The following is an 18,850-nucleotide window of genomic DNA, read 5'->3' on the forward strand; positions in this document are numbered from 1 at the left end:
CAGCCGCCGCAGCGGCGGCCACCTCCTTGTTTTCGGATGTATGCGAGGCGCTCATGATCAGGCCTTGATCTTGAAGGAGGCCGCGTAGGCCTTGGGATTCTTGCCGTCCCATACCGTGCCGTCCATGAGCTTCGAGCTGCGCATGGGGCTCTTGGGCAGGGGCGTCTTCGTCATGGCCGCGGCATCCTTGAACAGGTCGATCTGGTTCACGGACTGCGCCACCGCCATATAGTCCGGATCCTCCTTCAGCAGGCCCCAGCGCCGGTGCTGGGTAAGGAACCACATGCCGTCGGACAGGTAGGGGAAGTTGACCGCGCCGTCGTTATAGAACTTCATGTAGTTCGGGTCGTCCCAGGTTTTGCCAAGACCGTTCTGGTAGCGGCCCATGATGCGCTGGTCGATGGCGTCCTTGCTGGTGTTGACGTAGGACTTGTCGGCAATGACTTCGGCCATCCTGTTCTTGTTGATCAGCGAAGCGTCGATCCATTTGCCCGCTTCGAGAATCGCCGCCATCATGGCGCGGCAGGTGTTCGGATACTTCTTCGCGAAATCCAGCGTGCAGCCCAGCACCTTCTCCGGATGGTCGCGCCATATATCCTGGGTGGTGGTGGCCGTGATGCCCACGCCGTCCATGATGGCCCGGTGGCCCCAGGGCTCGCCCACGCAGAAGCCGTCCATATTCCCCACCCGCATATTGGCCACCATCTGCGGCGGCGGCACGGTGATGACTTTCGCATCCTTCATGGGATTGATGCCGTTCGCCGCCAGCCAGTAGTACAGCCACATGGCGTGGGTGCCGGTGGGGAAGGTCTGCGCGAAGGTGTACTCGCGCTGCTCGCCGCGCATCAGCTTCGCTAGGGAAGGGCCATCCACGGCGCCCTTGTCGGACCGTTTCTTCGACAGCGTAATGGCCTGGCCGTTGTTGTTCAGGCCCATGAGAACGGCCATGTCCTTCTTCTGGCCGCCGACGCCCATCTGCACGCCGTACAGGAGGCCATACAGCACATGGGCCGCATCGAGATCGCCGTTCGCGAGCTTGTCGCGCACGCCCGCCCAGGAAGCCTCCTTGCTCAGCACGAACTTCACGCCATATTTCTTGTCCAGGCCCAGGACGGACGCCATCACCACCGACGCGCAGTCGGTGAGCGGAATGAAGCCGATCCTGATTTCTTCCTTCTCCGGCTTGTCCGAGCCCGCAGCCCACGCTCCTCCTGTCGACAGTCCCAACACGCTTCCTCCCGCTACCAATGCTGCGCCATGCAAAATCGTCCTGCGTGTGGCATCGACTTTCTCTCCCTGAAGCTCTTTGAATTCCATGGCATTTCCTCGTTGGACCGGCACGCCGGTCGGCCAAAAAAAAAGCCTGCCCCTCCCTGAGCGAACCCACGGATGGCAGACGTCGTTGTCTGATGCAACCTGCCGCCGTTGGCCGGTAACACCGGGCGCCCGATGGCGCCTGATAGCCTATAAGCAACCGCCGTGCCAATGCAGTTCTCACTATGAGGAAGGGGAAAGGGGGCAGGACAGCGCGCCACGCGGTGGCGCACGGCGGCGCACTGGGATTGTGCACCGCATCATTCTGGACAGCTCAGCCCAGGTAGTCTTCGACGTCCAGGATGCGCTGCGCGACTTCGGAAAGCTTGAGGTTCTTGCTCATGGCCATGCCGCGCAGCTTGCGGTAGGCCTGCTCTTCGCTGCAGTGCTGGCGCTCCATCAGCAGGCCTTTCGCGCGCTCGATCACCTTGCGCTCGGCCAGTTTGCTCTTCGTGTCGGAAAGCTCGTCCAGCAGCTTCTGCTCGCGCCGGAAGCGGGCCAGAGCGACGTTCAGCACCGGCTTGATACGCTCCGCCTGCAGGCCCGCCACGATGTAGGCCGAAACACCTGCCGCCACCGCCGCCTCCATGGTTTCCGTATCCTCGCTCTCGGTGAACATGACGATGGGGCGGCGCTCGTCCCGCGTGGCGATGACGATGTGTTCCAGCACGTCGCGCGCATCGGATTCGGCGTCGACGATGATCATGTCCGGCTGGAGCTTGGCGATGTGCTCGGGCAGGTACATGTCCGCCGGGAGGGAAGCGACGATGTCCAGCCCAGCCTCCAGCAGGCCGATACGCAGGATGCGCCCGCGCTCGGCCTGGGCGCGCAGGGATTCGTCATCCTCCTCGCCAGGGGAAATGGTCGGATTGACAACAACGATACGGAGGTTACGCATCACATTAGGGCAAAATGACGTACATGCTGCCCTAGCAAGCAAGAATCGCACCAGTATCGGGCGTTGTTCTCTCAGGCGGCCATGGGATCTTCCGGCGGTCCGCCTTCGGAAAGGCGCTTCGCCGTGCGCAGCGCCTCCACGATCGCCGCCAGGGCCTCGGCGCGCGCCTCGGAGCTGGGCACGCGCAATGCGTAGGAAGGGTGGTAGGTGGCCACGACCCAGCGGCCTTCATGCTGGAAGGGTTTGCCGAAATGGTCCTTCAGCGCCACGCTCCCGCTCTGCATGATGGACTTGAGCGCCGTGCTGCCAAGCGCCACCAGCACGTCCGGCCCGATGGCTTCGAGCTCGGTCTCCAGCCAGTAGTGGCAGGCCATCACTTCGCGCTGGCCGGGCGTCTTGTGCAGGCGGCGCTTGCCGCGCGGCTCCCATTTGAAGTGCTTCACGGCGTTGGTGATGTAGACCTTGCGGCGGTCCATCCCCGCCTGGTCCATCGCCCGGTCCAGCAGCTCGCCCGCCGGTCCCACGAAGGGCTTGCCTGCCAGGTCTTCCTGGTCGCCCGGCTGCTCGCCCACCAGCATCACCTTCGCGCGGCGCGCGCCCTGCCCGCCCACGGCCTGGGTGGCGTTCTGCCACAGGTCGCAGCGGCGGCATTCGTCCAGGGTGCTGGGCTGCTGCCGCTCGGGCTGCGCATCCTCCGGCGCAATGGGGATCGTGGCGCCCTTGCGCTTGCCCACCGTATCGAGCTGGCCGACCTTGCGCGCGCCGGCGGCGGCCTGCGACACCATCTGCGGCACCACAGCCGCTTCCGGCAGATTCTTCCAGAAGCGGGAGCGGATATGGCTGTGCATGATGTCCGCATTCAGGCGCGCGGGATTGAAGATGCTGCGGTAGTAGGTGAGCCACATCGCCTCGCCGGGATCGTCGATGTCGGCGGCGCTGCGCATCAGCGGGCCTGTGCTGTGCAGGGTGCTGCCGTCCCACAGCACGGAGGCTTCGGGTGTGGCGATCAGCCAGCTGTTGCGGCCCATGCGTTTTGCAAAATGCAGCGCGACTTCGTGCAGCACATCGTGCGCGGGTTCGAACCAGGCCACATAGCGCGGCGCGCCAGCCGATTCGGGGCGTTCGCGGAAGCGCAGGTAGGCGTGCATGTCGTGCACCTCGTGGTGCACGGCTTTCACCATGTGCTGCAAACGCCCGCCATCTTCGTCCGCCATCGAAAGAATCTCCTGTTCGCCATGGTGCCAGCGCCACAGCACGCGGTACAGGAAGGCCCAGCGGCCGGGATCGCGGTAGCAGGCCGCGCTTTGCAGCATTTCCATGAGCTGGCGCGGCACGCGCGGCGCCACGTCCGGCTGTTGCGAGGCTTGCGGCGGCAGCTCCGGCATGGCGCCGCTGAGCAGGTCCCCGCCTTCTTCCTGTCCGGTCCATTGTACGGATTCAGGAGGCGCACGGCGCACGATCAGCTGTCGCGCCGCTGCGCGCCACTCATCGAAGGAACGGACGAGCAACAACATTACGCAGCCTGCAGCTCCGGCCACAGCGGCATCTGTTCCGGCGCGTCCGCCATGGCGCGGCGCAGGGTTTCCGATGGCGTGGTGTCGCGCGCGGGCGAGTAGTCCGCCGTGATGATGAAGGGCGCGATCTTCTTCATGCTGCAGCGCAGCCGCGAAAGGTCGGCGTAGCGCACCTGGCGCATGCGGCGCAGCTCCACGATACGCTTGGCGTTGCGCAGGCCGATGCCGGGAACGCGCGCGATCATCGCCAGCTCCGCGCGGTTCAGGTCCATGGGGAAATGCTCGCGGTTGGCGAGGGCCCAGGCGAGCTTGGGATCGATGTCGAGAGCCAGATTGCCGGAGGCGGGCAACAGCTCCTTCACCTGGAAGCCATAGCCGCGCAGGAGAAAGTCCGCCTGATAGAGCCGGTGTTCGCGCAGCAGGGGCGGCGGCGCGAGCGGCACGCTTTTCGGGCTTTGCGGAATGGGGCTGAAGGCGGAGTAATAGACACGTTTCAGCTTGTAGCTGCCGTACAGGGTTTCGGCCGTGCTGAGAATGCGCTGGTCGTCGCTCGCATCCGCGCCCACGATCATCTGCGTGCTCTGGCCCGCCGGTGCGAAGACAGGCGCCTTCGGCTCCGCTTCCTTCTCGTCCAGCTTCAGGCGGATATTGCCCATGGCGAGCTTGATGGTATGCACGCTCTTCTCAGGCGCCAGCTGCTCGATGCTGTTCTGCGTTGGCAGCTCGATGTTGACGCTCAGGCGGTCGGCGTAGCGGCCCGCCGCCTCGATCAGCGCGGCATCCGCATCGGGAATGGTCTTCAGGTGGATATAGCCGCGAAACTGGTGCACCTCGCGCAGCTCGCGCGCCACGGCCACCAGCTGCTCCATCGTATAGTCGGCGGAGCGGATGATGCCCGAGCTGAGGAAGAGGCCATCGATATAATTGCGCAGGTAGAAATCGACCGTGAGCTTGACCACTTCCTGCACGGAGAAGCGGGCGCGCGGCACGTTCGAGCTGCGCCGGTTCACGCAGTACTGGCAGTCGTAGGCGCAGAAGTTGGTAAGCAGGATCTTGAGCAGGGATACGCAGCGGCCGTCCGGCGTATAGCTGTGGCAGATGCCCATGCCGTTCGTGGCGCCGATACCGTCGCGGCCTTCGGAGGAACGCTTCGGCGCGCCGCTGCTGGCGCAGGACGCATCGTACTTCGCGGCGTCCGCCAGGATTTCCAGCTTGTCGATCGTTTCCATGCCTGCTTCAATACTGTATAGACATACAGTCTATCATTTTCTGTCCAAGACAGGACATCGGTGCGGCAATCGTGTCGCACTCCGTGCACAATAGCGAAAACTTGAGAGAACCGGACCATGCTGATCGCCACCTTCAACGTCAACGGAATCACCAGCCGCCTGCCCGCCCTGCTGCAATGGCTCGAAGAGAAGCAGCCGGACGTAGCCTGCCTCCAGGAGCTGAAGGCGCCGCAGGAGAAATTCCCCGAGCAGGCCATCCGCGACGCGGGCTACTGCCCCATCTGGCACGGTCAGAAAAGCTGGAATGGCGTTGCCATCCTGGCGCGCGGCGTGGAGCCGCAGGAGATCGGGCGCGGCCTGCAGGGCGACCCCGAGGACGCGCAGAGCCGCTATATCGAGGCGGTGGTGAACGGCATCGTGATCTGCTGCCTCTATCTGCCCAACGGGAACCCGGCGCCGGGGCCCAAGTTCGACTACAAACTCAAATGGTTCGAGCGCCTCATCAAGCGCGGCGAGGAGCTGCTGGCGACAGGCGCGCCGGTGGTGATGGCCGGCGACTTCAACGTGATGCCCACGGAGCTTGACGTCTACAAGCCGGAACGCTGGGTGGACGATGCGCTCTTCCGCCCCGAGACCCGCGAGGCCTTCCACCGCCTGGTGGCGCAAGGCTGGACCGATTCCCTGCGCGCCATGCATCCCGGCAAAAAGATCTACACCTTCTGGGATTACTTCCGCAATGCCTTCGGCCGCGACGCAGGCCTGCGCATCGACCACCTGCTGCTCAGCCCCGCGCTGGCGGACAAACTGGTGGCGGCTGGCGTGGACCGCGAAGTGCGCGGCCGCGAAAAACCCAGCGACCACGCGCCGACGTGGATCGAGCTGGACCTGGGCTGACCCGGCTAGCTGCTCCCCTCCCGACGCGGCAGCAGGCCGAAGAATTGCAGCATGGCGCGGCTCGCATCCGGGCCTGCGCAGTCCGTATAAGTCCCGTCCGCGCTGCCGCCGGCCCAGGCGTGCCCGGCTCCATGCAGCACCCAGTGCTCGGCAATCACCTGGCCATTCCCGTCCTGATACCTGGACCGGGTATAGCGCCGCCCGCCCGGCGCCTTCCCGGTTTGGGACACCGGCGCGCTGCCGCTGTGCGAAGCGGCCGCTGCGGCCACGATATGCTGCCCGTTCGCGGGATGGACTGTTGCGTCCCGGTCCCCATGCATGACGATGACTTTCGGACCGCTTCCATGCCGGTGCGTCCCGGAAGCGCCCGTGCGCATGGACTGCAAGGCGGAAGGCAGATCGTGTGCCGCGCCAAAGGGCAGGCCGGAATGCACGCCCACAGCATGGAAAACTTCCGGATACAATGCGCCGACCACTGCCGCCATCGCGCCGCCGGCCGACAGGCCGGCGATACAGATGCGCGCGGAGTCCACCGGATGGTTCGCCATAACCTGGCGGACAATCCCCACAATCAGTGCGGGTTCGCCCTTGCCGCGCTGCTGGTCCGCTGCGCTGAACCAGTTCCAGCAGCGCGAGCTGTTGGCCTGCTGCGACTGCTCCGGCCAGACCACCAGACAGGCGGCCTCCTCCGCCAGGCGATTCATCCTGGTCCCGGCAGCGAAATCGTCGGCGTCCTGCGTACAGCCATGCAGCATCACCAGCAGCGCTGCCGGCTGTCCCGTGCAGGTACTGGGGATATACAGCTTGTAGTTGCGCTGGCCAGCCGGTCCTTCGTACGAGAGCGCCACATAGCGTGCGCCATCCGGCAGCGGCGGCGCCCGGAGGGGAGCGCGCCGCCGTCCGGCCGCAGCTTCCGCCACACTCTTAGGCAGGGTAATGCCATGTTGCGCCACCAGCGCGGCGATGTCCGGCAATCCGGCCGCCGCCATCGCCTTGAGCCCCTGCACTGCGCTGGCCATCGGCGCCTCTTCCGCTTCCGGCCCCGCTGCCGCAGACGACCCTGTCCATGCAGGTGCGGCGTTCAAGTCCTTCATCTCTGGCGTGGCCACGCTACGGCTCGTGTCCTGTACGCTGTCCGGATTGTGCTGCGCGAGCGCTTCCCTGATCGAAGCGGTCGCAGCGAGCGGCCCATCCTTCATCAGCTGCAGCGTCGCTTCCCGCAGACGCGCCATCAATACCATATCGGGTTTCATAAGGGCTTTCGTGTTGTGCTGCGTGGGAAGATCAGGCGATGCGGCCCGCGAGCACCGCACGGACCGCCGGACTGGCATGCAAGGCGCCAAGGACGGTAGCCGAACGAATGGTCGCTGCCGCAAGCGCAGGCGGTACGTCGTCCGCAATGGTGAGCAGACCAAGGACGCGCAGGGACAGCATCTCTCCGCGTGCCTGTACGGCTTCGAGCTCAGCACGGCTGCAAGAAAGCAATCCGAGCACGAGTTCGTCACGCTCCACAGTGCGGCGCACTGCCTCGGCGTGCTGGCTCAACTGATTACGCACGGCTGTGCGGATCAGGTCAGTGCGGTTGGAATAAAAGCCCTGCTGCACCAGCAGATCAATCTGGCCAAGGTCGACGGGCATGAGGTTCACCGTGATCTTTTCAGACTCGGCGAGCCGTGGTTTCAATTCGGGCATTGGCGCCTCCGGGTGGTGATTCGCCATACTAGCACCATCCAAGTGGATGTATTTTTTTATTTTGAGGCGAAAATATCCTTTCCGGCGGCGTTGCGGCACGGCGCAGCTTTGTCCCACACGGTGAAGGCGCGATTCCCTACATGGTCCGGCCGGCTTGGGCCTATGATCGTAGTCAGCTCCCCCCTACCGCGGGCGGCCAGCGAATGCATGGACCGCCGCGGCTCGCTTGCGCTCATGATGAAAAACCGGAGGTTCCATGGCCATTCCATATCGATCGACAGCGCCGCCGAAGACCAAGACCAAGGACTTGCTGAATGAAGAGTTTAACGATGCCCGCGCCGGCATTTGGTTTGACGGGCGACAGTTCTGCTTTCGCGAGTACCACTACGATCAGGTGGGCGATGCGCGGCGGTATGCAGCACTGGTGCGCATGCGTCCTGAATCCCGCATGCCCGCGACCCGTGCCCCTTCGCGTTCGCCCCTGAAAGACCCGACGCCAGGCGAGGAAGTCGTAATGCTCCAGCTCGGAATCAGGTTTGACGGACGTTACTATACTGCCGGGCCCTATCGCTACGATCGCTTCCTCGATGCGGCACAGTATGTCCTGAGCCACCCGCTGCCCGGCCGCCCGGCCAGCGTGGCAGTACAAGCGGGGACCCCGACTGAACCGAGCCATATCGACAGGCTGCTGGACGCCGCCCTGGAAGCCACTTTCCCGGCAAGCGATCCGGTGTCGGCCCTATCCTCCGGCGGTGTTCGGGCAGGCCAGGCACGGGACAGGAGAACTCGTATGGAAACCAGCTTACTTAAAAATATGCAAGTGACCGGGAAAGAAATTGCTGCTGCGTTCACCGGCGAAATAGATCCCGAGGCGGCAATGCGCATCGCCGACCGCCTGCTGTCGATGATGAACGACACTTCAGCTATTGACAACGAGATGGGATCGCGGCTGATGATCCTGGGCGCCCTGTCGGCACTGGGCCAGGCGGAAACAGCAGATGCCGTATTCGAACAGATGCCGCTCGCGGCCACCCCTGCCTAGCGCTCTCCCGCCGGCCCGGCTGGCCGCGACTCTCCCTAAGGATCGGTGGAGCGAAGCCCCGTCTTCTGTTTCCTCGGAAGGGTCACCGTGAACGTCGTGCCGTCTGTGATGTTCGACTGCACCTCGACCGAGCCCCCGTGGGCATGGACAATTTCCCGCGCGATGAAAAGCCCTATCCCCAGGCTCATCCGATCTCGCGGCGCAGAGTCCCGGGCGCCCGAAAGACGCACCAGTGGATCGAAGATGCTGGCCGTCTTCTCTGGCGGAATTACCGGCCCATGATTATTCACCGCAAGGAAAACATCGTCGTCATTGCCCGCCACATCGATCCTCACCGGCGCATCGCTGCTGCCGTACTGGAGAGCGTTGCCGATCAGATTCGACAGCACCTGAGCGATCCGGCTGGCATCAAAAAAGGAGCTCAACGACGGCGGAGCATTCAGTTCAAGCACGCGGTCCGGATGAAAAGTGCGCAATTCATTCACCACCTGCTCGCAAACGGCGCCCAGATTTTCGGTACGCGGACTGATTGGTATCCCCCGTCCCAGATGCGTACGCGTAAAGTCGACCAGGTCATTGACCAGTTTGTCCATGCGCTTGGCGCTGTTGAACATTCGGGTCGCGACCAGCACGTATTTCGGCAGGAGGTCGAGCCCTTGCATGATAAAGGTAGAGCCCATGATCAGCGTGCCCAGCGGGTTGCGCAGATCATGTCCAAGGATCGCAAGGAACATATTTTGCGATTGCTTGACCAAACGCTCGTAGCGGGCCACCGATTCCGCCACCGCCTGATCCACTGCCTCATTGAAACGGGTGATGTCTGCGAGGTCCATACTCGCATTGCGGCCCTGCGCTTGGGCACTCCACAGCATCAGAACGCTGGCGCGAAGAGCGCGGTATTCCGATATGAGCTGCACAACGGTATAGCCGGATCTAAGCCGTTGCTGAGCGTGGATTTCTGCTGGGGTGTCCTGATGGCTACGCCTCGCCAGCCCTTTCGATTTCGCAATGCGCTCTTCGTCCGACTGGGCGGTGCGGATGTCGTCGGCAAACGCCCCCAGCATCAGACGGGCGTGGTCGCGCAGATCCGCGTCGTTCATCGTCAGCGCGGGCGGTTCAATCGTGCGCGCAAAATCGTCCCAGGCGAGCAGGATCGGCTCAATGTTGGCTGAGATGAAGTCGGGGAGCCGGCGGTTGGTGTCCATGATCAGTCTCCAGTCAGCTGCAGCCCATGGGTCGAAGCGCTGTGATCATAGCACTGGACCTGGGCCCGCACGGGACAATTCGGCAAAATGACGAAAAGCGGCGGGCACTGGAGATGGGCCCGGTGCAGGCTCGGCGAACATCTTCCCAGTCAGAATGTCACCAGGTCATAAGGCGGTCCGATGTCAATGACGTACTGGATACTGTTCGCCGGAGTGCTGCTCATCGGCATGGCGCTGGCAGGCACTCTGCTGGAGCGCCTTCCCCTCAGCGGGGCCATGATCTATCTGGGCATCGGATTCCTTCTCGGGCCTGCCTTGGCCGACCTGCTGGCCCCCGACCCTTTCCGCTTCGCTGCCGGGCTGGAGCTGCTCGCCCAAGGGGCGCTCCTGATTTCGCTGTTCGCCGTAGGCATCAAACTGGAAGTGCCACTGCGTGACCGCCGCTGGGCAGCTCCGCTGCGCCTTGCTTTCGTATCGATGGCCATTACGGTCGCCCTGATCGCCGCCCTTGGCGTCTTCGGACTGGGCCTCCCACTCGGCGCGGCAGTTCTGCTGGGCGGCATTCTGGCGCCCACCGATCCCGTGCTGGCCTCAGGCGTGCAGCCGGAGGCAGGAGGCGCCCCCGACCCTGTCCGCTTCAGTCTCGCAGGCGAAGGTGCGCTGAACGACGGCTCCGCTTTTCCCTTCGTGCTGCTGGGACTGGGCCTGATGGGCGAACACGAGCTTGGCCGCTTCGGCTGGCATTGGCTGGCGGTGGACGTCGCCTGGGCATTGCTGGGCGGGATGCTCATCGGCGCGCTCACCTGCATCCTGATTGGTTCGCTGGTCGTATTCCTTCGCACGCACCATGACGAGGCGCTGGGCTTGAACGAGTTTGTCTCGCTCGGCACTATCGCGGTTTGCTTCGGGCTGGCGCAGCTGTGCCATGCATCAGGTTTTCTCGCCGTGTTCGCGGCCGGCCTCGCACTGCGCCGGATGCCTGGAGGCGTGCGGCTGGCGTCCTTCCGCATCTGGCCTCCCCTTGCGGCGCAGCGGCACGAAGCGACGGGAGCGACAATGCAGCGGAAGATTCAAGCATTCATCGAGCAGATGGAAAAGCTGGCCGAGCCCGTGCTCGTCATCGTAACAGGGGCGATGCTGCCCTTTATGGACATGGTCCCCGGCCTATGGTGGTTTACAGCCGTGCTTCTGGTTGCCGTACGGCCCGTGGCTGTCTTTATCGGCCTGGGTCATGCAGCGGTGTCACTGCGGCGTTCCAGCCTGATCGCGTGGTTCGGCATCCGCGGAATCGGTTCGATGTACTACCTGATGTATGCACTCAACCATGGCGTATCCGAAATGCTGGCGCAGCAGCTGGTAGCATTCACGTTGGCAGCGGTCACTACGTCCATCCTCCTGCACGGAATAACCGCCAGCCCGCTCATGAGATGGTACGCTCGGGACGATATGGGGCGGAGCCCGCGATGAGTGGGCTGCCGCCTGGCGCTTTTCGGGCCTCATGCGCACAGTGCTCGGAATGCTCCGGGTGCGCCAAGGATTCGCGCCGGCCCTCGCTGCTTGGGAGCCGGCCGGAACGTCCACAGCACGCCTCCGTGCTTACCTTAGGTCCGGTCTCCCGCTGCGGCCGAGGTGCCCGGACGAGCCCGGGCACGCTACAATGCTCGCGCCCCTCAACTTGCCATGAGTACGACATGACCTATCGCGTTACCCTGATCGCCTCGCTCCTCGCCAGCCTGATTGCCCTGCCCGTCCAAGCCGAATCGCCATCGCTGCAGCGAGCCAACAAGCTGCTGGCGTCCACGCCCCTGATCGACGGCCATAACGACCTGCCCTACATCATCGCCAGCTACGGCAAGCCGCATCACGATATCGATGCCTATGACCTGAACCACGCAATGCCGCACGAAACGGACATCGCGCGCATGCGCAAGGGCCACCTGACCGGCCAGTTCTGGGCTGTGTATGTGCCGGGCGAGCTGAAGTCGGGCTGGATGAAAGTGGGCATGGAACAGCTGGAACTGACGCGCCGCATGATCGCGAAGTATCCAGAGGCGCTGCAGCCCGCGTATAGCGCAAACGATATCGAGCGCGCCTTCAGGCAGAAACGCGTGGCCTCGCTGCTCGGGCTCGAAGGCGGCCATATGATCGAGAACAGCCTGGGCGCCCTGCGCGCCTATTACATGCTAGGCGCGCGCTACCTGACGCTCACCCATAACGTGACGCTGGACTGGGCCGATGCCGCGCTGGACGAACCGAAACACAAAGGACTGACGCCCTTTGGCAAGGAAGTGGTGCGCGAGATGAACCGCCTCGGCATGCTGGTGGACCTGAGCCATGTGAGCGCGGATGTCATGCGCGATGCCATCGCCACTTCGGAAGCGCCGGTGATCTTCTCGCACTCTTCCGCCCGCGCGGTCACGGACCATCCGCGCAATGTGCCGGACGACGTGCTGGCAAGCGTGCCGAAGAACGGCGGCGTGGTGATGATCACCTATGTGCCCGCCTTCGTGTCCACGGAAGCGATGAACTGGGTGAAGGGCCTCCTGGCGGCCAAAGCGGCAGCTGGCAGCGATTCTGAAGCGGTGAAAGCTGCCCAGGCAGCCTATATCGCCGCGCACGGCAAAGCGCCCCAAGCCACGCTCAAGCAGGTGGCCGACCATATCGATCATGTGGCAAAGGTGGCCGGCAAAGACCATGTGGGCCTGGCGGCCGACTACGGCGGCGCGACGGTACCGCCGATGCCCAAGGGGCTGGAGGATGTGTCGACGTACCCGAACCTGTTCGCGGAACTGATGGACCGGGGATGGAGCGATGCGGACCTGAAGAAGCTGGCGGGCCTCAACCTGATCCGCACCTTCCGCGAAGCGGAGAAAGTGGCGGCGCGCCTTCAGAAGACGCGCGCCCCGTCCATCGCCACCATCGAGGAGCTGGACGGCAGGATGACTCAGGCCGCCGAGTAGGTTTCGAGGCGGCGCGCCAGCACCGGCTGCAGTTCGGCGGCCGAGCTGACGTTCATGTTCAGGTCCTGCAGCTGGCCGTCGCGCAGGCCGTAGACCCAGCCGTGCACCGTCACCGGCTGGCCGCGGTCCCAGGCGTCCTGCACGATGGTGGTCGAGCACACGTTCACCACCTGCTCCACCACATTCAGCTCGCACAGCTTCTCGCTGCGCACGCGCTCTTCCAGCACCGAACCCAGATAACGCTCGTGCTTCTGGCTCACGTCCTGCACGTGGCGCAGCCAGTTGTCCACCAGGCCCACGCGGGTGTTGGTCAGCGCGGCATGCACGCCCTTGCAGCCGTAGTGGCCTACAATGATCACGTGCTTCACCTTCAGCACTTCAATGGCGAACTGCAGCACCGAGAGGCAGTTCAGGTCCGAGTGCACCACCACGTTGGCGATGTTACGGTGAACGAAGACTTCGCCCGGCGGCAGGCCAAGCAGCTCGTTTGCAGGCACGCGGCTGTCCGAGCAGCCGATCCAGAGATAATCCGGCGAGGCCTGCTGGGCGAGCCGGTTGAAATAGTCCGGGTCTTTCTGGGTCATCGAAGCCGCCCAGCGCTTGTTGTTGTCGAGGAGGTGCTGCAGTTTGGTGTCGCTCATGATGCTCCCGTCATATGTGGCGAGGCCGCCGGTCTGCGTGTCCGCAGAGCGGCGGCCGATTGAAATCAGGCCGTAGTTTACCCGATTACTCGAAGAAGTCTTTTACCTTATCCATCCAGGTCTTGGACTGCGGGCTGTGCTTGGAGCCGCCTTCCACGGTGGAGCGGTCGAACTCGCGCAGCAGTTCCTTCTGCTTGTCCGTCAGCTTCACCGGGGTTTCCACGGCCACGTGGCAGAACAGGTCGCCCGGATAACCCGAGCGTACGCCCTTGATGCCCTTGCCCTTCAGGCGGAAGGTCTTGCCCGACTGGGTTCCTTCCGGCACGGTGAAGGACACCTTGCCCGACAGGGTAGGCACTTCGATCTCGCCGCCCAGCGCCGCCTTGGCGAAGGAGATCGGCATTTCGCAATGCAGGTCGTCGCCTTCGCGCTGGAACACCGGGTGCGGCTTGATGTGGATTTCCACATACAGGTCGCCCGGCGGCCCGCCGTTGGTGCCCGGTTCGCCGTTGCCCGTGGAGCGGATGCGCATGCCGTTGTCGATGCCGACCGGGATCTTCACTTCCAGGGTCTTGTTGCGCTTGATGCGGCCCTGGCCCGAGCACGATGGGCAGGGCTCCGGAATGATCTTGCCCGTGCCGTGGCACTTGGGGCAGGTCTGCTGGATGCTGAAGAAGCCCTGCTGCATGCGCACCTGGCCGTGGCCGCCGCAAGTGGAGCAGGTGACGGGCGAGGTGCCCGGCTTGGCGCCGGAACCGTGGCAGGTGTCGCACTTGTCCCAGGAAGGCACGCGGATCGTGGTGTCGAAGCCGTGCGCCGCCTGTTCCAGCGTGATCTCCAGGTTGTAGCGCAGGTCGGCCCCGCGGTAGACCTGGGGGCCGGAGCTGCGGCGGCCGCCGCCGAAGATATCGCCGAAGATGTCGCCGAACGCGTCGCCAAAGCCGCCGGCGCCGAAGCCCCCGCCGCCGCCCATGCTCGGGTCCACGCCGGCGTGACCATAGCGGTCGTACGCATCGCGCTTCTCCGGATTGGTCAGCATCTCGTAGGCTTCCTTGACCTCCTTGAACTTCTCTTCCGCCTCTTTGTTGTCCGGGTTGCGGTCCGGGTGGTATTTCATCGCGAGCTTGCGGTAGGCCTTCTTGATCTCGTCTTCCGACGAATTCTTGGCGACCCCAAGGATCTCGTAATAATCACGCTTTGCCATCTTGTGTGTCCGATTATGCGAAAAAGCCGAGCGAGCCCCGTTGTTACGGCCGCCCGCTCGGCAGGTCAGAGTTTAACCGACCGGTGTGGACCGCTTACTTGCTGTCCTTGACTTCCTTGAAGTCGGCATCGACCACGTCGTCCTGCTGGGGACGCGACTCCGAAGCGCCGCCTTGCGGGCCACCCGCTTCCGCGCCGCCCGCCGCGCCAGCCTGCTGCGCCTGCATGTCGGCGTACATCTTCTCGCCCAGCTTCTGCGACGCGGTGGACAGGGCCGCCACTTTCGCATCGATATCGGCCTTGTCGCCGGTCTTCAGCGTGGATTCCAGATCGGCGATGGCAGCCTCGATCTTCTCCTTCTCGCTGGCGTCCAGCTTGTCGCCGTACTCGGTCAGGGACTTGCGGGTGGAGTGCACCAGCGCGTCGGCCTGGTTGCGCGACTCGGCCAGTTCCTTCAGCTTCTTGTCTTCCGCCGCATTCAGCTCGGCGTCTTTCACCATCTTCTGGATCTCGTCCTCGGACAGGCCGGAGTTCGCCTTGATGGTGATCTTGTTTTCCTTGCCGGTGGCCTTGTCCTTCGCGCCCACGTGCAGGATGCCGTTGGCGTCGATGTCGAAGGTCACTTCGATCTGCGGCGTGCCGCGCGGTGCGGGCGGAATGCCTTCCAGATTGAACTCGCCCAGCGCCTTGTTACCGGCGGCGATCTCGCGCTCGCCCTGGTAGACCTTGATGGTCACGGCGGGCTGGTTGTCGTCCGCGGTGGAGAACACCTGCGAGAACTTGGTCGGGATCGTGGTGTTCTTCTGGATCATCTTGGTCATCACGCCGCCCAGGGTTTCGATACCCAGGGACAGAGGCGTCACGTCCAGCAGCAGCAGGTCCTTGCGGTCGCCCGACAGCACGGCGCCCTGGATGGCGGCGCCCACGGCCACGGCTTCGTCAGGGTTCACGTCCTTGCGCGGATCCTTGCCGAAGAACTCCTTCACCTTCTCCTGTACTTTCGGCATGCGGGTCATGCCGCCCACCAGGATGATGTCGTCGATGTCGGACACTTTCACGCCAGCGTCCTTGATCGCGATGCGGCAAGGCTCGATGGTCTTGGCGATCAGCTCTTCCACCAGCGATTCCAGCTTGGCGCGGGTGATCTTCAGGTTCAGGTGGACCGGCGCGCCGTTCGCCATGGCGATGTACGGCTCGTTGATCTCGGTCTGGGCGGAAGACGACAGCTCGATCTTCGCGCGCTCGGCCGAAGCCTTGATGCGCTGCAGGGCGATCGGGTCCTTCTTCAGGTCCAGGCCATTGATCTTCTTGAATTCGTCGATGATGTAGTCGATCACGCGCTGGTCGAAGTCTTCGCCGCCCAGGAAGGTGTCGCCGTTGGTCGACAGCACTTCGAACTGCTTCTCGCCGTCCACGTCCGCGATCTCGATGATCGAGATGTCGAAGGTGCCGCCGCCCAGGTCATACACGGCGATCTTGCGGTCGCCCTTGTCGGTCTTGTCCAGGCCGAAGGCCAGGGCCGCCGCGGTCGGCTCGTTGATGATGCGCTTCACGTCCAGGCCCGCGATGCGGCCGGCGTCCTTGGTCGCCTGGCGCTGCGAGTCGTTGAAGTAGGCGGGCACGGTGATGACGGCCTCGGTCACTTCCTCGCCCAGGTAGTCCTCGGCGGTCTTCTTCATCTTGCGCAGCACTTCGGCCGAGATCTGGGGCGGGGCCAGTTTCTTGTCGCGCACGCCGATCCAGGCGTCGCCGTTGTCGGCCTTGGTGATCTCGTAAGGCATCAGGGAGATGTCCTTCTGCACTTCCTTCTCTTCGTATTTGCGGCCGATCAGGCGCTTGACCGCGAACAGGGTGTTCTTCGGATTGGTGACCGCCTGGCGCTTGGCGGGCGCGCCGACGAGGATCTCGCCGTCGTCCTGGTAAGCGATGATGGATGGGGTGGTACGAGCGCCTTCGGCGTTCTCGATGACCTTCGGCTGGCCATTTTCCATGATGGCGACGCAGGAGTTGGTCGTGCCCAGGTCAATACCGATCATTTTGCCCATGATTTGTTCTTCCTTTAATGTACTTTGAATAAGTTCAGATGGTTTCTTATATGGTGAAAAGCGGGTTTGTTTTCAAGAGCCTACGGCAACAAACCTTATTTCGGCTGGGCAGCCGTCACGATGGCGGGACGCAGCAGGCGGTCCGCAATCATGTACCCCTTTTGCAACACAGCAACAACGGTATTCGCTTCCTGGTCGGCCGGCACCACGGCCACGGCCTGGTGCTTGTTCGGGTCCAGCTTCTCGCCCTGGGCGGGCATGATCTCGACCAGGCGGTTCTTCTCGAAGGCGGCATTGAGCTGCTTGAGCGTCATTTCCACGCCTTCCTTCAGGTTCTCCACGGAAGGCGCTTCCACCTTCAGGGCCATTTCCAGGCTGTCCTTCACGGGCACCATGGCCTCGGCGAAGCTTTCGACGGCGAATTTGTGGGCTTTGGCCACATCTTCCTGGGCGCGGCGGCGGATATTGTCCGCTTCGGCCTTGGCGCGCATGAAGGCGTCGTGCATTTCAGCGAGTTTCGCCTCGGTGGCGCTCAGCTGAACTTCCAGGCTGGGAATGGCAGGGTCGGCGGGAGTCGAAGGCTGGGCGGAGGCCAGGTCCTCCTCGGGATTAGGTGCTGCCTGATTTTCCTGATCTTGCATCTATGACTCCTACAAATCGTGTTTTATGTTGTGAAACGAACGGCACGGGCCGAATATGGGAATAGCCCCTGGCATTTCAAGGGTTATTCACCCGGCAGCCTGAAACAGACGGTAACAAACTCGCTGGAAAACTTACTTTTCAGGAGAAGTGCGCGCAGGTCCGGCGGGCTACACTGAGGAGACCTCGTCCGGGAGCGCATCATGAAATTACCGCTGATAACCGCCTCCATCGTCGTCTGGGTGATCGTGGCGACCGCATGGATATGCCTGAGCGAATTCCTTCGCTGACCGGCTATTTTAGCAGGCTGGCACTCGCCGCCCGCAAGTGCTGATTATCGGCATCTCCTGCCAACTATGCAAGATTACTGCGCAGCGCCCTGCGCCAGCGCACGATCGCGCTGCTCGCCTGCCTGTTTTTTCAGCAGTTCGCGCTGGGCGGGCGTCGTCAGGGTCGGCCAGCCGATCATGTTCTGCTCGGCAATTTCCGCCAGGGCGGCGATCCAGGCCGGGCTGTCGTTCAGGCAGGGGATATAGTGGAAATCCTGGCCGCCGGCGGCCATGAAATCGTGGCGCACCTCCATATTGATCTCCTCCAGGGTTTCCAGGCAGTCGCTGGTGAAACCGGGGCAGATCACGTCCACGCGGCGCACGCCCTCGCGGGCCAGCCGCTGCACCGTGGGGGCAGTGTACGGCTGCAGCCACTCCGCCTTGCCGAAGCGGGACTGGAAGGTGACGACATAGTCGCTCTCGGCGAGCTTGAGGCGGGCGGCCAGCAGGCGGGCCGTCTTGTGGCATTCGCAGTGATAGGGGTCGCCCAGCAGGAGCGTGCGCTTGGGCACGCCGTGGAAGCTCATCACCAGCTTGCCGGGGCGGCCGTGGGCATCCCAGTGCGCGAGCACGGACTGGCGCAGGGCCTCGATATAGGCGTCATGATCATGGTAGCTGCGCACCAGGCGCAGCTCGGGCACATTGCGCACGCGTTTGTAGTGGGCGAAGACGGCATCCCAGATGGAGGCCGTGGTGGTGCCGGAATACTGGGGATAAGCGGGCAGGATGGCGATGCGGTCGCAGCCGTCCTGCTTCAGGCGGTCCAGCACCTCGGGCAGCGAGGGCGAGCCGTAGCGCATGGCCATGGCCACGACGATTTCCGAGTGTCCCCGCTCGCCGAGGGCGCCGCGCAGGAGCATGGCCTGGGCCTGGGTATGGATCTTGAGAGGCGAGCCCTCGCGGGTCCAGATCGACGCGTACTTCTGGGCGGACTGGCCGGAGCGGAAGGGCAGGATGATGGCGTGCAGGATGAACCACCAGAGCGCGCGGGGAATCTCCACCACGCGCGGATCGGACAGGAACTGCTTCAGGTAGCGGCGGACGGCGGAGCGCGTCGGCGCCTCCGGCGTGCCCAGGTTAACGAGCACCACCGCGCTGCGGCTGGGAGCGCCGTGCTCGAACTGCGGTTCCTTCGCAAAAGCCATATTCTTCTTATCGATCCGAGAGAGACCCGCATTATAAGCGCCAATCCCCTACCGCCGAGTTCGTGTCCACTTCTGGTGCCAGGGAAGATTTTTGGACACG

At 63.7% G+C, this 18,850-nt stretch carries 16 protein-coding genes; 4 read left to right on the plus strand and 12 right to left on the minus strand.

Translation table 11 applies throughout. The features are described 5' to 3' along the window. Positions 1-57: 57 nt before the first annotated feature. The 4 genes from LSQ66_RS19075 to LSQ66_RS19090 form a co-directional block, all read right to left on the minus strand. Positions 58-1,317, minus strand: a complete 1,260-nt coding sequence (locus LSQ66_RS19075; RefSeq protein ID WP_231766765.1) for a CmpA/NrtA family ABC transporter substrate-binding protein — start codon at positions 1,315-1,317, stop codon at positions 58-60. Between the two features lie 271 nt (positions 1,318-1,588). After that, positions 1,589-2,212 (minus strand): ANTAR domain-containing response regulator, encoded by a 624-nt coding sequence (locus tag LSQ66_RS19080; protein WP_231766766.1) that lies wholly within the window; start codon positions 2,210-2,212, stop codon positions 1,589-1,591. Between the two features lie 71 nt (positions 2,213-2,283). Then, on the minus strand, positions 2,284-3,726 hold the full coding sequence (locus LSQ66_RS19085; protein WP_231766767.1) for a UdgX family uracil-DNA binding protein: 1,443 nt from the start codon (positions 3,724-3,726) through the stop codon (positions 2,284-2,286). Further along, on the minus strand, positions 3,726-4,955 hold the full coding sequence (locus tag LSQ66_RS19090; protein WP_231766768.1) for a putative DNA modification/repair radical SAM protein: 1,230 nt from the start codon (positions 4,953-4,955) through the stop codon (positions 3,726-3,728). Before LSQ66_RS19090 ends, LSQ66_RS19085 begins: the two co-directional genes overlap by 1 nt. Positions 4,956-5,072: 117 nt before the next feature. Between LSQ66_RS19090 and xth the strand changes: the two genes are divergently transcribed. Further along, a complete protein-coding gene (gene xth, locus LSQ66_RS19095) occupies positions 5,073-5,849 on the plus strand; it encodes an exodeoxyribonuclease III (RefSeq protein WP_231766769.1) in 777 nt (258 codons plus the stop codon). A 5-nt stretch (positions 5,850-5,854) separates the two neighbouring features. On the opposite strand, the gene LSQ66_RS19100 is transcribed toward xth, so the two are convergent. Together LSQ66_RS19100 and LSQ66_RS19105 are read right to left on the minus strand one after the other, a co-directional pair. After that, positions 5,855-7,102, minus strand: coding sequence for an extracellular catalytic domain type 1 short-chain-length polyhydroxyalkanoate depolymerase (locus tag LSQ66_RS19100; RefSeq protein ID WP_231766770.1), 1,248 nt, complete (start codon positions 7,100-7,102; stop codon positions 5,855-5,857). A gap of 31 nt (positions 7,103-7,133) precedes the next feature. Further along, positions 7,134-7,541, minus strand: coding sequence for a CopG family transcriptional regulator (locus LSQ66_RS19105; protein ID WP_231766771.1), 408 nt, complete (start codon positions 7,539-7,541; stop codon positions 7,134-7,136). Between the two features lie 256 nt (positions 7,542-7,797). Here LSQ66_RS19105 and LSQ66_RS19110 point away from each other — a divergent pair, with 256 nt between their 5' ends. Next, the gene (locus tag LSQ66_RS19110) at positions 7,798-8,583 is read left to right on the plus strand and encodes a hypothetical protein (RefSeq protein ID WP_231766772.1); all 786 of its coding nucleotides are present in this window, start codon (positions 7,798-7,800) and stop codon (positions 8,581-8,583) included. Positions 8,584-8,618: 35 nt separating this feature from the next. Here the strand turns inward: LSQ66_RS19110 and LSQ66_RS19115 are convergent, their stop codons facing one another. Then, positions 8,619-9,788 (minus strand): sensor histidine kinase, encoded by a 1,170-nt coding sequence (locus tag LSQ66_RS19115; protein ID WP_231766773.1) that lies wholly within the window; start codon positions 9,786-9,788, stop codon positions 8,619-8,621. 180 nt (positions 9,789-9,968) lie between these two features. Between LSQ66_RS19115 and LSQ66_RS19120 the strand changes: the two genes are divergently transcribed. Together LSQ66_RS19120 and LSQ66_RS19125 are read left to right on the plus strand one after the other, a co-directional pair. Next, entirely contained in the window at positions 9,969-11,255 is a 1,287-nt protein-coding gene (locus tag LSQ66_RS19120) for a cation:proton antiporter (protein ID WP_231766774.1), read from the plus strand. A gap of 224 nt (positions 11,256-11,479) precedes the next feature. Further along, positions 11,480-12,748, plus strand: coding sequence for a dipeptidase (locus LSQ66_RS19125; protein ID WP_231766775.1), 1,269 nt, complete (start codon positions 11,480-11,482; stop codon positions 12,746-12,748). Here the strand turns inward: LSQ66_RS19125 and can are convergent. The 5 genes from can to hemH form a co-directional block, all read right to left on the minus strand. Continuing rightward, on the minus strand, positions 12,733-13,389 hold the full coding sequence (gene can, locus LSQ66_RS19130; RefSeq protein ID WP_231766776.1) for a carbonate dehydratase: 657 nt from the start codon (positions 13,387-13,389) through the stop codon (positions 12,733-12,735). The two genes, LSQ66_RS19125 and can, sit on opposite strands and share 16 nt — an antisense overlap. Positions 13,390-13,474: 85 nt before the next feature. Next, positions 13,475-14,593 carry a molecular chaperone DnaJ gene (dnaJ, locus tag LSQ66_RS19135; protein ID WP_231766777.1) on the minus strand — a complete coding sequence of 373 codons (1,119 nt, stop codon included), beginning with the start codon at positions 14,591-14,593 and terminating at the stop codon, positions 13,475-13,477. A gap of 94 nt (positions 14,594-14,687) precedes the next feature. Continuing rightward, positions 14,688-16,637, minus strand: coding sequence for a molecular chaperone DnaK (gene dnaK, locus LSQ66_RS19140; RefSeq protein WP_231766778.1), 1,950 nt, complete (start codon positions 16,635-16,637; stop codon positions 14,688-14,690). A 95-nt stretch (positions 16,638-16,732) separates the two neighbouring features. After that, on the minus strand, positions 16,733-17,278 hold the full coding sequence (gene grpE / locus LSQ66_RS19145) for a nucleotide exchange factor GrpE (RefSeq protein WP_231766779.1): 546 nt from the start codon (positions 17,276-17,278) through the stop codon (positions 16,733-16,735). Positions 17,279-17,640: 362 nt separating this feature from the next. Then, a complete protein-coding gene (gene hemH, locus LSQ66_RS19150; protein ID WP_231766780.1) occupies positions 17,641-18,750 on the minus strand; it encodes a ferrochelatase in 1,110 nt (369 codons plus the stop codon). Positions 18,751-18,850 lie beyond the last annotated feature (100 nt).

The organism is Massilia endophytica, assembly GCF_021165955.1.
GTDB lineage: Bacteria > Pseudomonadota > Gammaproteobacteria > Burkholderiales > Burkholderiaceae_D > Rugamonas > Rugamonas endophytica.